The following is a 15,000-nucleotide window of genomic DNA, read 5'->3' as shown; positions in this document are numbered from 1 at the left end:
AAATCGCACCACGTAACACATGATATACACCTTGATACTCTTTCATTTTTTCCATCGCGATTACATCTTTCGGTTCTTGTACGACACAAACAACTGATTGATCTCGATGTGAATCATTACAAATATAACAAGGATCACGATCAGTAATATGTCCGCATACAGAACAGTACGCTAAATCTCGCTTCGCATTTACAAGTGCTTTCGCGAAACCTAACACATCATCTTCTTTCATATCTAATACGAAAAATGCCAATCGAACCGCTGTTTTCGGTCCGATACCTGGCAACTTCATAAAACTATCGATTAGTTTTGATATTGGTTCTGGATAATGCATGTATCAATATCCTCCTAGAACATTCCACCTGGTAAGTTTAAGCCTTTTGTAAATTTACCCATTGTAGAGTTTGAAAGCTCATCAGCCTTTTTAAGTGCATCATTTGTTGCAGCTAATACTAAGTCTTGTAGCATTTCGATATCTTCTGGATCTACAACTTCTTCTTTAATCTTCACTTCAAGAATTTGCTTGTGACCATTTGCGATAACTGTAATCATTCCGCCGCCAGCTGTACCTTCAACTGTTTTTTCACCAAGCTCTTCTTGTGCTTTCGCCATGTCCTTTTGCATCTTTTGCATTTGTTTCATCATGTTATTCATATTTCCCATTCCGCCACGCATCATAATTAATTCCTCCTAATTATTATTACTCTTTTATTTCAATGAGTTCTTGCCCTACTAATTTCACTGCCTCTTCTATAAGAGGATCTTCCTTTTTCTCTGGGCTTTCTTCAGACTCTCCACCTTCACGTTGTAAAAAGTCTTCACGGATTTTACCCCATTCACTTTTTGGAATGGCAATCATATTTAACCTTTTACTTAGCAATTCAAATAAAGCTTGTTCTACTGTATCCATAGCTTCTCGATTTTCGCTCGCCATCTTACAGTGAATCTCATATTGAAATGCTAAAACGTAAGTGTCATCTGAAGCTGCCACTGGTTCGCTATTTTCTAGTAAAACAGCAAACGCTACTTTGTTATATGATTTGAGTCTTCCTAACAACTCACCCCATACAGCTTTTAATTGTTCTAAATCTTGACGCTTCGCTTGTTTTAATACTTCATTTACACGTCCGACAGGAATCTTCATACTTCCTGTTCTTACCGGCTTTGGTGTTGCACGTGTCTCTCTTACTTCCTGTTGTACACCAGCTGGCACACCGTTCTTTTTAACTTGCTCTAACTCTTTCTCCAGTTGCTGCATCCTGTTCATAATTGCTTGCAAACGATCTGTACCATTTGCTTGCATCATAAACTGTTGACACAATTGCACCATAACAACTTCTAAGAAAATACGCGGATGATTTGTCCACTTCATTTCCTGTTGTCCCTTACTAAGGGTATGAATAATCTCATAGATCACTTCCGGTTGCATTTCTTCACTCAACTTACGGAATTGATCATCTACAATTACTCGTTCCAACATATGTTCTAGTTGCGGTGAAGTTTGATATAAAAGCATATCACGATAATAGTAAATGAAATCCTCCATAAAACGAACTGGATCCTTCCCTTTACTCATCATTTCATCTATGATTTGCAATGCTCTTGATACATCATTTTCACGTATGCATTCTACTAAATTGCCTAAGTATTGCTGAGAAACAGATCCTGTTACGGCCAATACATCTTCTGTCGTAACGGTCTCATCACTATAAGATATAGCCTGATCAATAAGACTAAGTGCGTCACGCATACCACCTTCAGCAGCACGCGCAACAATTTGTAATGCCTCATCTTCCACTTGCGTACCTTCATTTGTCACGACCGTTGATAATCTCTCAACAATATCATTCACTGATATTTTTCGGAATTCAAAACGCTGACAACGTGAAATAATTGTAGGCGGGATCTTATGAGGTTCTGTTGTCGCCAAAATAAAGATAACATGTCCTGGCGGCTCTTCTAAGGTTTTTAAAAGCGCATTGAATGCACCCATAGAAAGCATGTGAACTTCATCAATAATGTATACTTTATATTCTACAGCACTTGGAGCATATTTTACTTTATCTCTAATATCTCGAATTTCATCTACACCGTTATTTGAAGCCGCATCAATTTCTAATACATCTGAAATGGATCCTTGTGTAATTCCTAAACAAGAAGGACATTCATTACAAGGTTCAGCTACCGGAGCATGTTCACAGTTAATTGCTTTTGCAAATACTTTTGCAATTGTCGTTTTTCCTGTTCCCCTCGGGCCAGAAAATAAATAAGCATGTGAAACTTTCTCTTGAAGAAGGGCATTTTGCAACGTTTTTGTCACGTGCTTTTGACCGACTACATCTTCGAACTTTTGCGGTCTCCATGTTCGGTATAACGCTTGGTATGACACGAAAATACGGCCTCCCTCAAAGGTTATTATCTCATTTATTATAACCCATTCTGTTTATAGATTCCAAAAGTTATTTTCTATACAAAAAACTCACCTTTGTATTAAGGTGAGTTTTGTATACATATATAACTGCCGTGCACCCTCCGTCGATTACGTACCATAAGCGTTACTCAAGCAGTTAGCTCGGTTCAGGCACTCCTGCGGCACACGAGAAGACCCGCTTATTGCTGCTTCCTTCCGGACCTGACAAGGTTCACGGGGTCCCGTTGCGCAGGACCCAAACGTCAACACCACTTACTTAAGGCAGACCTTACAGCAACATAACCTCGAGAGGGGATTCGGCCTCGCTAGAGCGGATTGCGAGTATAGGGCACCGCTACCTCCCCGCTTAGCACGGCAAAGTTAAAACCAATATTCGGTTGCCTTCATTAAAGGCATTATCAGTATAACTTGTTTCTTTATAAAATGCAAATACGTTAGTTCCCAGTATTCTTCTCTAATTTTTTTATTGCTTTTCTTTTTTTACGAAGCTCTCTAAAAAAGCTTGTTAACAACGTACCGCATTCTTCCTCTAATACACCAGATACTACTTCACATTGATGATTGAAGCGTTCATCCGTTAAAAGATTCATCAATGTCCCTGCACATCCGCCCTTCGGATCACTTGCACCATATACAACTCGCTTCACTCGTGATAAAACAATTCCACCTGCACACATTGGACAAGGTTCTAATGTTACATACAGTGTTGCATCTTCTAAACGCCATGTCCCTAATTTTTTACACGCCTCATCTATCGCTAGCAACTCAGCATGAGCTATTGATCTCTGCTCAGTTTCCCTTAAATTATGGGCAACACTAATTACCTCACCATCTAACACTATAACTGCTCCAATTGGTACTTCCTGTATTTCCTCTGCCTTTTTAGCTTCTTCTATCGCTAATTGCATAAAATAAATATCTTGATCTTGTTCCATAACATAGTCCTTTCATTACAAATAAAGTACACTTATTTCCATTTACTACACAGGGGATAACTTTTACAAATTCAATCCACCCTAAAAGAAAAAAGAGAGGGGATTACATATGAAAAATACCGCCTTGCTCATTATCGATATGATTAATGACTTTCAATTTTCCCACGGACCCATTCTAGCTAAAAAATGTGAAATTATAACAAACCCTATTTTACAATTAAAGAAAAAAATGAAATCCTTCGGCTGTCCTATAATTTACGTTAATGACCATTATCAACTGTGGAGATCTGATATCGACCAACTTATTACTCATTGTACAAATGAATATAGCGAAAACATAATCCATAAGATTGCTCCAAGTTCTGATGATTACATTTTTATTAAACCACATTATTCCGCTTTTTATGAAACACCTTTAAATTCATTACTAGGTTATTTAAAAATAGAAAATCTAATATTAACAGGGGTTGCCGGAAATATATGTATCCTATTTACAGCTAATGATGCTCATATGAGAAATTATACATTGTATGTACCAGAGGATTGTATCGCCTCTAACAACGACCAAGATAATATACATGCTTTAAAAATAATGGAAACTACATTGAAAGCAACTATAACATCATCAACCAAAATAAAATTTAATTAATACATATATCTATTTTCTAACTTTTTATATCAAATTAACCCGCTCGCTTCCCTCTTGTGCTACAATAATTCTGTTTTGTGTTTTTAGTAGTCACGGTAAATCACTGATTGAAAGGAGGAAACAGCGTGACCGGAGTACCATTTATCACGGTTGAAGGACCAATTGGTGTTGGAAAAACTTCACTTGCGAAGGAAATTTCAACTCACATGCAACTCCACTTACTAAAAGAGATTGTTGATGAAAATCCCTTTTTAGGAAAGTTCTATGAAGACATCGACGAATGGAGTTTTCAAACAGAGATGTTCTTTCTTTGTAATAGATACAAACAATTAGAAGACATTAACATAAAGTATTTGAATCAAAGGAAACCAGTAGTAGCGGATTACCATATCTTTAAAAATTTAATTTTTGCATCCCGCACATTAAAAGACTCCCAATATGACAAATACATGCAAATTTATCGTATCCTTACACAAGATATGCCTGTGCCAAATGTCATTGTTTATTTAACAGCTAGCCTAGAAACATTGCAAAAACGAATCGCCATGCGCGGAAGAGAATTTGAAAAAAACATGGATCCAAATTACTTACTACAGCTCACAAAAGATTATGAAACAGCAATGGATGCTTTTAAAAAAGATCATCCGGAAATACCAGTATTGAAATTTAATGGAGACGATATGGATTTTGTAAAAAATCCTGATGATTTAAACGTCATCCTATCTGCCCTTCAAAATACTCTCTTAAAGGAGTCGAAATAATAATGAATTTAAGGCAAAAATATGATATACCCAATGACGCAGTAATCACTATCGCCGGAACGGTAGGTGTGGGTAAATCAACTATGACAACTGCATTAGCTAATGCTTTAGGTTATCGCACATCATTTGAAAAAGTAGATTCCAATCCATATTTGGACAAGTTCTATGCGGACTTCACTCGTTGGAGCTTCCACCTACAAGTGTACTTTTTAGCAGAACGATTTAAGGAACAAAAAAGAATTTTTGAATATGGTGGCAGTTTTGTTCAAGATCGTTCCATTTACGAAGACACTGGAATTTTCGCAAAGATGCATCATGAAAAAGGAACAATGACGGAAACTGATTATGAAACATACAAAGGTTTATTTGACGCTATGGTCATGACTCCTTACTTCCGTCATCCAGACTTATTAATTTACTTAGAAGGTTCTTTCGATGATATTGTCGATCGTATTCAAGAACGCGGGCGCCCAATGGAACAGCAAACACCAATTGAGTACTGGAAAGAAATGCATGGACGTTATGAAAACTGGATTAACAACTTTAATTCATGCCCTGTATTACGCTTAAATATTAATGAGTACGATATTTTAAAAGATGGTGATTCAATCGAACCAATCATTAAAAAAATTGGCCATTTTTTAAAACAAACACGTAAACTTGTAAAATAAAAAACCCGTGCATATGCACGGGTTTTCCTATTAAATTACTTCTTCTTTGTTGGAGCAATAATTTCACTCTCAGGTTTTCCTGCGTTAATGCGCTGACGAACCGTACTTGTACTAATATCGTATGCTTCAGCAATCTCTTTAACAGTCATTTCTTTCCCGTTAATTACTGCCGTTAATACTTTACCTGTACGTTTTGGAGCCGCCGCTTTCTTTACAGCTGCTTTTTTAACTTGTTTTGGCGCCTCTACTTTACTCGTAGCTTGTTTTACATCACAAGTACAACCACAAAGTTTACGGAATGTATCATCACTAATAATGCGTGATACGTTTGCACCACTGTTTAAAATTCTATTGTTCTTACAGACAGGACATTGTACATAATATAAAGTTTTTCCATCTAAAGGAAACGTTTGTATAATAAGATCCATGTTGACTCCTTTCATATCTATGAAGATAATCATCGGAATATGAGTGTGTAATAAGGACAAAATTACCTTACACCATACTTTATGATTGGTTTTAAAATAAAAACTCGTTACGTGTTGGTAACGAGTTCTCCAATCTCCACTTATATGCGCTGTTGTCAATTATATCTGGAGGAGGTAGAGGGATTCGAACCCCCGCGCGACTCTCGCCGCCTGTCGGTTTTCAAGACCGATCCCTTCAGCCAGACTTGGGTATACCTCCATATTGACATCAAATATAATATCAAAAGAAAAACAGTTAGTCAACCCTACTAAAATAAATTATGAGGAAAGGAAAATTTTACTTTTCCCTTCCTACATTACAGTACTGACAACGCTCATAATTACCAATCACTCATACCGATGAATGTTTAAATTTACTTAATAACTGTTTTTCCTCCCATATAAGGGCGAAGAACTTCTGGAATTATAATTGTACCATCTTCTTGTTGGTAGTTCTCTAAAATAGCTGCAACCGTACGTCCGATCGCAAGACCAGATCCATTTAATGTATGAACATGTTCTGGTTTTCCATTTGGCTCACGGCGGAAACGGATATTTGCACGTCTCGCTTGGAAAGCTTCAAAATTACTACAAGAAGAAATTTCACGATATGTGCCATAGCTTGGAATCCATACTTCAATATCGTATTTCTTCGCTGCTGTAAATCCTAAATCGCCTGTGCACATGCTCATAACGCGATATGGCAACTCTAATAATTGTAACACGCGTTCTGCATCATTTGTTAATTTTTCTAATTCTTCATAAGAATCTTCTGGTTTTACGAACTTCACAAGCTCTACTTTATTGAACTGATGCTGGCGAATTAAACCACGTGTATCACGACCAGCTGAACCTGCTTCAGAACGGAAGCAAGAGCTAAATGCAGCATATCTTATAGGCAATTGCTCTTTATTTAAAATCTCATCACGATGCATATTCGTTACAGGTACTTCAGCTGTTGGAATTAAGAAGTAATCTTCACTTTCAATACGGAATGCATCTTCTTCAAACTTTGGAAGTTGTCCTGTTCCCGTCATACTTGCACGGTTTACCATATATGGAGGTAATACTTCTTCATATCCATGCTCATCAGTATGAAGATCAAGCATAAAGCTAATTAAAGCACGCTCTAATCTTGCACCAGCACCTTTGTAAAATACGAAGCGGCTTCCTGTTACTTTCCCAGCGCGTTCAAAATCTAAAATTCCTAAATCAGTAGCAAGATCCCAATGTGGTTTTGGCTCAAAAGTAAATTCTTTCACTTCTCCCCAAGTACGTGCTACTACATTATCATCCTCTGTTTCACCAACTGGAGCAGATTCATGAGGGATATTTGGAATAGATAACATTAATCTTTCTAAGTCTTCTTCAACTGTACGAAGTTCGTTATCAAGATCCTTTACTTTTTCTCCAACCTCACGCATTTCTAAAATTAGAGCCTCTGCATCTTTCTTTTCGCGCTTTAATACAGAAATTTGTTGAGATACTTCGTTACGTTTACTTTTTAATTCTTCTGTCTGAACAAGTAGTTCTCTTCTTCTCGTATCAAGTTCTTCAAAACGGCCGAAATCAGTTAAATCTTCGCCTCTATGCTGTAATTTCGCTTTTACTTCTTCAAAGTTTGTACGTAAAAATTTAATATCAAGCATTATATACTCCTCCTTTTATTTTATAAAACACAAAAAACTCCCGTCCCTATATAAAGGGACGGGAGTTAACCCGCGTTGCCACCCTAGTTGAAAGCATTACCGCTTTCCTCTCAAGTAGAAATAACGGCTCTTCACCGGGAATGCTTACTAATCCAAAAGATATTCCACATTCCATTCCAGGATGGATTCACAAACTGTTTCTATCGATTTCCACCAACCATCGACTCTCTATAAGAAACGACATTTGTTACTATTTCCTATCAACACGCTTATTTTATAAAATTGTTACCATCAATTTACTATAATCTTATACAAGTTGCAAGTTACTTATACAACTTTTTTCATTTTCGCTTCTTTTACCATTTCAACAAAGTATGCTGTCACACGATGATCATCTGTTAATTCCGGATGGAATGAAGCAGCTAAAAACTGATCTTGTCTTACCGCTACCATTCGGTCACCATGCTTAGAAAGCACTTCAACATTATCAGCTACTTCTACAACATACGGCGCACGGATAAATACACCAATGAAGTCTTCACCCACGCCTTCAATTGAAAGCGCAGCTTCAAAACTATCCTTTTGGCGTCCGAACGCATTGCGCTCAACTGTAATATCCATAGCACCAATATGTGCTTTTTCATAGCCAATAAGTGTTTTCGCAAGAAGAATCATCCCTGCACATGTACCAAACATTGGTTTACCAGACTTTGCAAATGTACGAAGTGGTTCCATGAAAGCATACTTATCAATAAGACGGCGCATTGTTGTACTTTCACCGCCTGGTAAAATAAGACCATCAATCTCTTCAAGTTGCTCTATACGCTTTACAACAACAGCTTCTGCACCACTTGCTTCAACTGATTTTACATGCTCACGAACTGCACCTTGAAGACCTAGTACACCGATTTTCACCATTTTAAAGTTCTCCTTTAATTACCATCCACGCTCTTGCATGCGTTGTTCTGGTAATAACGTTGAAATTTCGACACCCTTCATTGCATTACCTAATCCTTTAGAAAGGCTTGCAATTAGTTCGTAATCTTCATAATGAGTCGTTGCTTCAACGATTGCACGTGCAAATTTCTCTGGGTTTTCTGATTTGAAGATACCAGATCCAACAAATACCCCATCAGCACCAAGTTGCATCATTAATGCTGCATCTGCTGGTGTTGCTACACCACCTGCCGCAAAGTTTACAACTGGTAAGCGACCAAGACGTTTAATTTCAAGTAATACTTCGTAAGGAGCGCCAGTATTTTTTGCATATGTCATTAACTCATCTTCACGTAGACTCGCAACTTGACGGATTTCTGCATTGACTTGGCGCATATGACGCACTGCCTCTACAATGTTTCCTGTTCCTGGTTCACCTTTTGTACGAAGCATAGATGCACCTTCTGCAATACGACGTGCAGCTTCTCCGATATCACGGCAACCACATACAAATGGAACTGTGTAATCACGTTTATTTAAATGGTATACTTCATCAGCAGGAGTTAATACTTCACTCTCATCGATATAGTCTACCCCTAATGATTCTAATACACGTGCTTCTACAAGGTGACCGATACGGCATTTTGCCATAACCGGAATTGACACCGCACCCATAACTTCTTCAACAATTGTTGGGTCTGCCATACGAGAAACGCCACCTGCTGCACGAATATCTGCTGGTACACGCTCTAATGCCATAACGGCAACTGCGCCTGCCTCTTCTGCAATTTTTGCTTGTTCAGCGTTAACTACGTCCATAATAACGCCGCCTTTTTGCATTTCTGCCATTCCACGTTTTACACGTTCTGTCCCTGTTACATTTGTCATGTACAAAAACCCCCCTAGGTGAATTGCTTTCCCCCGTTAAAGGCGAAAATTAAGAATACTCTTACATTCTACCACTAACTATCAGATGCTTGTCTACTACTTTTTCATAAAGTCGGTATGAAAAATAGGAATAAAAAAAAGCTCCTATCATGAGGAGCTTTTAAAACCAACCTTTTACTGTATCAACAGCACTATTCCACATGCCACTAAAGAATGAACCAATTCCGCGCATAGCACGAGTAAACCAGTTTGCTTCTTCTACTTCAGATGTTGTTACAAGATCCACTTGCAGTGACTTACCAGTTAAAAATCCAGGGTCGTTTGTATCTTTTGGCGTAATTACCATTTGACCAAGCGCAGCTCCCTTTTTAATAGGTGCTTCTTGTCCCTTGCTTGATTCTTTTAATTCCGTTTTATAAACATCTTTACTTCCTTTTGGCACTGGAAGTGAAATAGCTTGTTTCGTTTGAACTGCTACATCTTTATCTTTCGCATTTTCTACTCGTACTGTTTCTTGTCCTTTTACTGAAGAACCTTTTTTATACATTTGTTTTACTTCAAAGTTAGCAAATCCATAATCATATAGCTTCTTTGTTTCATCAAAACGTGCTGTATGAGAACTTGTTTTAATAACTACAGAAATAAAACGCATTCCGTTTCTTTCAACCGTACCAGTGAAGCAATCTCCTGCCTCTGGAGTTGAGCCTGTTTTTAGGCCGTCTACGCCATCATATTCTTTAACTAAGCCCTTTAACATCCAGTTCCAGTTCGACATTGCAAACTTCTCTTTTTCTGGACGGAATTCTTTTTTAGGGATTTTTGCTGTATCTAACACTTTTGGATAATCTTTAATTAAATGTTGTGCTAAAGTTGCAACATCCTTTGCAGACATTTTATTTTCTTCATCCGCTGTTGTTCCTTCAGGATGCATTCCCTTTAAATCTTTATTCGTTAAACCTGTAGAATTGACAAATTTATAATTTTTCAACCCTAGTTCTTTCGATTTATCATTCATCATTTTTACGAAGTCTACTTCTTTACCTGCAATTGCTTCTGCTAATGCAATTGTTGCACCATTTGCAGAAAAGATTGCCATTGCCTCGTATAACTCTTTTACTGTATAAGAGCCACCATTTTCTAATGCAACATTTGATAATGAAGCATCTTGTGAAACCTTATATGCATATTCAGAAACCTTAATTTTCTGGTCCCACTTAAGTTTTCCTTTATCCACTGCTTCGTGAACTAAATATTCACTCATCATCTTTGTCATACTAGCAATGGATAATAATTCATCTGCATTCTTTTGATATAAAATTTTCCCAGAATTCGCTTCTACTAAAATTGCCGCACCTGCTTCAATGTTTAAAGCGGCTCCTGTTTCAGCTGATGCATTGCTATATGGCATAAAAATGCTACAAGCTAGTGTAAGCACTGTTACCAAAGCAATGAATCTTTTGCAAAACATACCTTTCACTTTTGCTACCCCCAATATCTATGTACTCACATAACCGTTATTCTAACATAATCAAAAAAAAATAGACAGAGATATCAAATCTCTGTCTATTTGTATATAAGACATTATAATGAGTAGTTTGGAGCCTCTTTTGTAATTTGTACGTGATGAGGATGACTTTCACGTAAGCCAGCACCTGACATACGAATGAATTGTGCATTTTCGCGTAAGAATTCTAAATCCTGTGCTCCGCAATATCCCATACCTGCACGTAAGCCACCAACTAATTGGTGAACTGTATCTGCTAAAGGTCCTTTATATGGTACTCGTCCTTCAATACCTTCTGGGACAAGTTTTTTATTGCCTTCTTGGAAGTAACGATCTTTACTTCCTTTTTCCATCGCACCGACAGAACCCATACCACGATACACTTTAAATTGACGACCTTGGTAAATTTCAGTTTCTCCAGGGCTTTCTGCAACACCTGCAAACATGCTACCTAGCATAACAACATGTGCTCCTGCCGCTAAAGCTTTCACCATATCACCAGAGTACTTAATACCGCCATCAGCAATAACTGGAATGCCGTGTTTACGAGCTTCTGTTGCACAATCATAAACCGCAGTTAATTGTGGTACACCAACACCGGCTACAACGCGTGTTGTACAAATAGAACCTGGTCCAATACCAACTTTAACTACGTTTGCACCAGCTTCAATTAGTGCTTTCGTTGCTTCAGCAGTAGCAACATTTCCAGCGATAATATTTAGTGATGGATATTTAGCACGAACTTCTTTTACCTTATCAATAACACCTTTAGAATGCCCATGTGCTGTATCAAGTACAATTGCATCTACACTAGCTTTTACTAATGCATCGATGCGAAGCATAGCATCCGCTGTTACACCAACTGCTGCTCCAACTAATAAGCGTCCTTGCTTATCTTTAGCAGAGTTTGGGAATTCAATTACTTTTTCAATATCTTTTATTGTAATAAGCCCTTGTAATACACCGTTATTATCAACAAGAGGGAGTTTTTCAATTTTATACTTTTGTAGGATCTTTTCAGCTTCTTCCAGTGTAGTACCAACTGGAGCTGTAATTAATTGTTCTTTTGTCATTACGTCAGAAATTTTGATTGAGTAGTCTTGGATGAAGCGCATATCACGGTTTGTAATAATACCAACTAATTTTCGCTCATCTAAATTATTTACAACCGGTACACCTGAGATACGATATTTTCCCATAAGATGTTCTGCATCATATACTTGATGTTCTGGAGTTAAGAAGAAAGGATCTGAAATAACGCCGCTTTCAGAGCGCTTTACTTTATCAACTTGCTCTGCTTGTTGCTCAATAGACATATTCTTATGAATAATTCCTAAACCACCCTGGCGAGCCATTGCAATAGCCATGTCAGCTTCTGTTACTGTATCCATTCCTGCACTAATTAACGGGATATTTAGCTGTAAGCTTTCAGATAAAACTGTTTTAACACTTACTTCTCTTGGTAATATATCTGACCTAGCTGGTACAAGTAATACATCATCAAAAGTCAAACCTTCTTTAACAAATTTAGATTCCCACATAATTGTTCCCCCTATGATACCAGAAATTATTATTAGTAGCTTATCAATTGGTTAAAATACTGTCAAGGACGTATATATATGTTAGAATTTTTAGACAATAAAAGGAGCGTAATATATGCATCAAACATCTTGTACTTGGCAGCAGTTAAGTTTCTTTTTTTCATCTCAAAACGTACAACGTTATCTTGCCCGTTGTTACGAAAAATCCTCTATTCAGGATGCCGAAAAAAAAAGTTTTGAAAATTGTTATCCCTTTATTTATTACTTAGAACACGGGAAAAATTATTATGAATTATATAAGACAGCTCCATTTTCCATTCAACCAATGTTGTTATTTTATGGAATTAGTCAACTTTTTAAAGCATGCCTACTAACTATTGACCCTAACTATCCTGAATCCACTACTGTTTTAGCTCATGGCGTTACAACTCGCAAACGAAAAAAACAAGGGTATCAATTTTTAGAAGATGAGGTGAAGGTACAAAAAAACGGATTATTTACTCATGTTGCAGAACAACTGTTTCACATGAAACACTTAGAAGCAGAAAAATTTAACATGTTAGAATTAATGGGAAATATTCCAGAATTACAAAATTTATTTCGTTATAGTCAAAAAGGATCAACTTTATATAAAATCGATTCAACAATTAAAAATGAGCTCTCCTTTTCAGTCAACCTACTAGATCGATTACATATGACTAAAGAGAGATTTTCTCGTTACATTGAAACATCTTGTAAGCATTTATCAATACAGCACGTACCTGAGAAGACTAATGAATCGAATTTACTTTTTACGGCGCCCGTTCAATCATGGAATCCTATGTACAGTACTCCTTTATACTATGAACATCTTACTAATACTTATTATTTGCCACTTACGACTGATCCTAGAAATCCTAAGCCAATATTACCTGAACTCCTCATTCATTATTTATTGCTCTATAATTTAAGCATGATTTCTAGGTATGAAACAGATTGGTGGTATGACTTACTTGGCAGTTATGGTTCTGAAGATTATCCATTTATTTATCAATTTCTAAGTATTTCTGCTCAAAAAATCCCTTACTATATTTCAAATTTTTTATTAATGGAACCAAATCTATTTCATGGGAAATAAAAAAACACAAGTCAAATGACTTGTGTTTTTAGTTGCTTGGCGACGTCCTACTCTCACAGGGACAAGGTCCCAACTACCATCGGCGCTAGAGAGCTTAACTTCCGTGTTCGGTATGGGAACGGGTGTGACCTCTCTGCCATCATCACCAAACTATGAAGGCATATTCCTTCAAAACTAGATAACATTTGCTACATATTATATGGTTAAGTCCTCGATCTATTAGTATTCGTCAGCTCCACATGTCACCATGCTTCCACCTCGAACCTATCAACCTGATCATCTTTCAGGGATCTTACTAGCTTACGCTATGGGAAATCTCATCTTGAGGGGGGCTTCATGCTTAGATGCTTTCAGCACTTATCCCTTCCGCACATAGCTACCCAGCTATGCCCTTGGCAGAACAACTGGTACACCAGCGGTGCGTCCATCCCGGTCCTCTCGTACTAAGGACAGCTCCTCTCAAATTTCCTACGCCCACGACGGATAGGGACCGAACTGTCTCACGACGTTCTGAACCCAGCTCGCGTACCGCTTTAATGGGCGAACAGCCCAACCCTTGGGACCGACTACAGCCCCAGGATGCGATGAGCCGACATCGAGGTGCCAAACCTCCCCGTCGATGTGGACTCTTGGGGGAGATAAGCCTGTTATCCCCGGGGTAGCTTTTATCCGTTGAGCGATGGCCCTTCCATGCGGAACCACCGGATCACTAAGCCCGACTTTCGTCCCTGCTCGACTTGTAGGTCTCGCAGTCAAGCTCCCTTATGCCTTTGCACTCTACGAATGATTTCCAACCATTCTGAGGGAACCTTTGGGCGCCTCCGTTACACTTTAGGAGGCGACCGCCCCAGTCAAACTGCCCACCTGACACTGTCTCCCGGGTCGATAAGACCCGTAGGTTAGAATTTCAATACAGTCAGGGCGGTATCCCACCAGCGCCTCCACCGAAGCTAGCGCTCCGGTTTCAATGGCTCCCGCCTATCCTGTACAAACTGTACCAAAATTCAATATCAGGCTACAGTAAAGCTCCACGGGGTCTTTCCGTCCTGTCGCGGGTAACCTGCATCTTCACAGGTACTATAATTTCACCGAGTCTCTGGTTGAGACAGTGCCCAAATCGTTACACCTTTCGTGCGGGTCGGAACTTACCCGACAAGGAATTTCGCTACCTTAGGACCGTTATAGTTACGGCCGCCGTTTACTGGGGCTTCAGTTCAGAGCTTCGCTTACGCTAACCCCTCTCCTTAACCTTCCAGCACCGGGCAGGTGTCACCCCCTATACTTCGCCTTACGGCTTCGCAGAGAGCTGTGTTTTTGCTAAACAGTCGCTTGGGCCTATTCACTGCGGCTTTCCGTTAAGAAAGCACCCCTTCTCCCGAAGTTACGGGGTCATTTTGCCGAGTTCCTTAACCAGAGTTCTCTCGCACACCTTAGGATTCTCTCCTCGCCTA

General features: G+C 38.5%; 14 protein-coding genes, 1 tRNA gene, 2 rRNA genes, 1 other RNA gene and 1 other annotated feature (2 of these 19 running past the window's edge). Of the genes, 4 read left to right on the top strand and 14 right to left on the bottom strand.

Annotated features, from left to right (window positions below):
- From recR to tadA, 5 genes are all read right to left on the bottom strand, one after another.
- Positions 1-334 carry the 5' portion of a recombination protein RecR gene (gene recR / locus ACXKY9_RS00135; RefSeq protein WP_000559169.1) on the bottom strand. It extends 263 nt beyond the left edge of the window, so 334 of the gene's 597 nt are visible here — the first part of the coding sequence; the start codon lies at positions 332-334; its stop codon lies off the left edge, out of view.
- A 14-nt stretch (positions 335-348) separates the two neighbouring features.
- Positions 349-675: a YbaB/EbfC family nucleoid-associated protein gene (locus tag ACXKY9_RS00130; protein ID WP_014894853.1), complete on the bottom strand. Its 327-nt coding sequence runs from the start codon at positions 673-675 to the stop codon at positions 349-351.
- A 25-nt stretch (positions 676-700) separates the two neighbouring features.
- Positions 701-2,389: a DNA polymerase III subunit gamma/tau gene (gene dnaX, locus ACXKY9_RS00125; RefSeq protein WP_000121575.1), complete on the bottom strand. Its 1,689-nt coding sequence runs from the start codon at positions 2,387-2,389 to the stop codon at positions 701-703.
- A 132-nt stretch (positions 2,390-2,521) separates the two neighbouring features.
- Positions 2,522-2,786, bottom strand: an RNA gene (gene ffs, locus ACXKY9_RS00120) — signal recognition particle sRNA large type.
- A gap of 79 nt (positions 2,787-2,865) precedes the next feature.
- Positions 2,866-3,366 (bottom strand): tRNA adenosine(34) deaminase TadA, encoded by a 501-nt coding sequence (tadA, locus tag ACXKY9_RS00115; protein WP_000434332.1) that lies wholly within the window; start codon positions 3,364-3,366, stop codon positions 2,866-2,868.
- 109 nt (positions 3,367-3,475) lie between these two features.
- Here tadA and ACXKY9_RS00110 point away from each other — a divergent pair, with 109 nt between their 5' ends.
- The 3 genes from ACXKY9_RS00110 (at position 3,476) to ACXKY9_RS00100 (ending at position 5,447) form a co-directional block, all read left to right on the top strand.
- Positions 3,476-4,015 carry a cysteine hydrolase family protein gene (locus tag ACXKY9_RS00110; RefSeq protein WP_000798712.1) on the top strand — a complete coding sequence of 180 codons (540 nt, stop codon included), beginning with the start codon at positions 3,476-3,478 and terminating at the stop codon, positions 4,013-4,015.
- 125 nt (positions 4,016-4,140) lie between these two features.
- On the top strand, positions 4,141-4,776 hold the full coding sequence (locus ACXKY9_RS00105; protein WP_000148218.1) for a deoxynucleoside kinase: 636 nt from the start codon (positions 4,141-4,143) through the stop codon (positions 4,774-4,776).
- 2 nt (positions 4,777-4,778) lie between these two features.
- Positions 4,779-5,447 carry a deoxynucleoside kinase gene (locus ACXKY9_RS00100; RefSeq protein ID WP_001053588.1) on the top strand — a complete coding sequence of 223 codons (669 nt, stop codon included), beginning with the start codon at positions 4,779-4,781 and terminating at the stop codon, positions 5,445-5,447.
- A 35-nt stretch (positions 5,448-5,482) separates the two neighbouring features.
- Here the strand turns inward: ACXKY9_RS00100 and ACXKY9_RS00095 are convergent, their stop codons facing one another.
- The 7 genes from ACXKY9_RS00095 to guaB all read right to left on the bottom strand — a co-directional run bounded on the left by ACXKY9_RS00095 (position 5,483) and on the right by guaB (position 12,432).
- A complete protein-coding gene (locus ACXKY9_RS00095; RefSeq protein WP_000364196.1) occupies positions 5,483-5,875 on the bottom strand; it encodes a sigma factor-like helix-turn-helix DNA-binding protein in 393 nt (130 codons plus the stop codon).
- A gap of 166 nt (positions 5,876-6,041) precedes the next feature.
- Positions 6,042-6,134, bottom strand: a tRNA-Ser gene (locus tag ACXKY9_RS00090).
- A 154-nt stretch (positions 6,135-6,288) separates the two neighbouring features.
- Entirely contained in the window at positions 6,289-7,563 is a 1,275-nt protein-coding gene (gene serS / locus ACXKY9_RS00085) for a serine--tRNA ligase (protein WP_000884186.1), read from the bottom strand.
- A 51-nt stretch (positions 7,564-7,614) separates the two neighbouring features.
- Positions 7,615-7,836, bottom strand: a binding site (T-box leader).
- A gap of 54 nt (positions 7,837-7,890) precedes the next feature.
- Entirely contained in the window at positions 7,891-8,481 is a 591-nt protein-coding gene (gene pdxT, locus ACXKY9_RS00080) for a pyridoxal 5'-phosphate synthase glutaminase subunit PdxT (protein WP_000238794.1), read from the bottom strand.
- Positions 8,482-8,499: 18 nt separating this feature from the next.
- Entirely contained in the window at positions 8,500-9,387 is an 888-nt protein-coding gene (gene pdxS / locus ACXKY9_RS00075) for a pyridoxal 5'-phosphate synthase lyase subunit PdxS (protein ID WP_000186165.1), read from the bottom strand.
- 160 nt (positions 9,388-9,547) lie between these two features.
- A complete protein-coding gene (gene dacA, locus ACXKY9_RS00070) occupies positions 9,548-10,855 on the bottom strand; it encodes a D-alanyl-D-alanine carboxypeptidase DacA (protein WP_125653127.1) in 1,308 nt (435 codons plus the stop codon).
- Between the two features lie 113 nt (positions 10,856-10,968).
- Positions 10,969-12,432 carry an IMP dehydrogenase gene (guaB, locus tag ACXKY9_RS00065; RefSeq protein ID WP_000264088.1) on the bottom strand — a complete coding sequence of 488 codons (1,464 nt, stop codon included), beginning with the start codon at positions 12,430-12,432 and terminating at the stop codon, positions 10,969-10,971.
- A gap of 115 nt (positions 12,433-12,547) precedes the next feature.
- Here guaB and ACXKY9_RS00060 point away from each other — a divergent pair, with 115 nt between their 5' ends.
- Positions 12,548-13,549, top strand: coding sequence for a YaaC family protein (locus tag ACXKY9_RS00060; RefSeq protein WP_000554289.1), 1,002 nt, complete (start codon positions 12,548-12,550; stop codon positions 13,547-13,549).
- Between the two features lie 34 nt (positions 13,550-13,583).
- On the opposite strand, the gene rrf is transcribed toward ACXKY9_RS00060, so the two are convergent.
- Both rrf and ACXKY9_RS00050 read right to left on the bottom strand, forming a co-directional pair.
- Positions 13,584-13,699 (bottom strand): 5S ribosomal RNA (gene rrf / locus ACXKY9_RS00055).
- A 49-nt stretch (positions 13,700-13,748) separates the two neighbouring features.
- A 23S ribosomal RNA gene (locus ACXKY9_RS00050) occupies positions 13,749-15,000 on the bottom strand (it continues 1,670 nt past the right edge of the window).

It is taken from the genome of Bacillus sp. 2175 (genome assembly GCF_057812155.1).
Note: the sequence above shows the minus strand (reverse complement) of the source record. Positions and strands in the feature narration are given on the sequence as shown.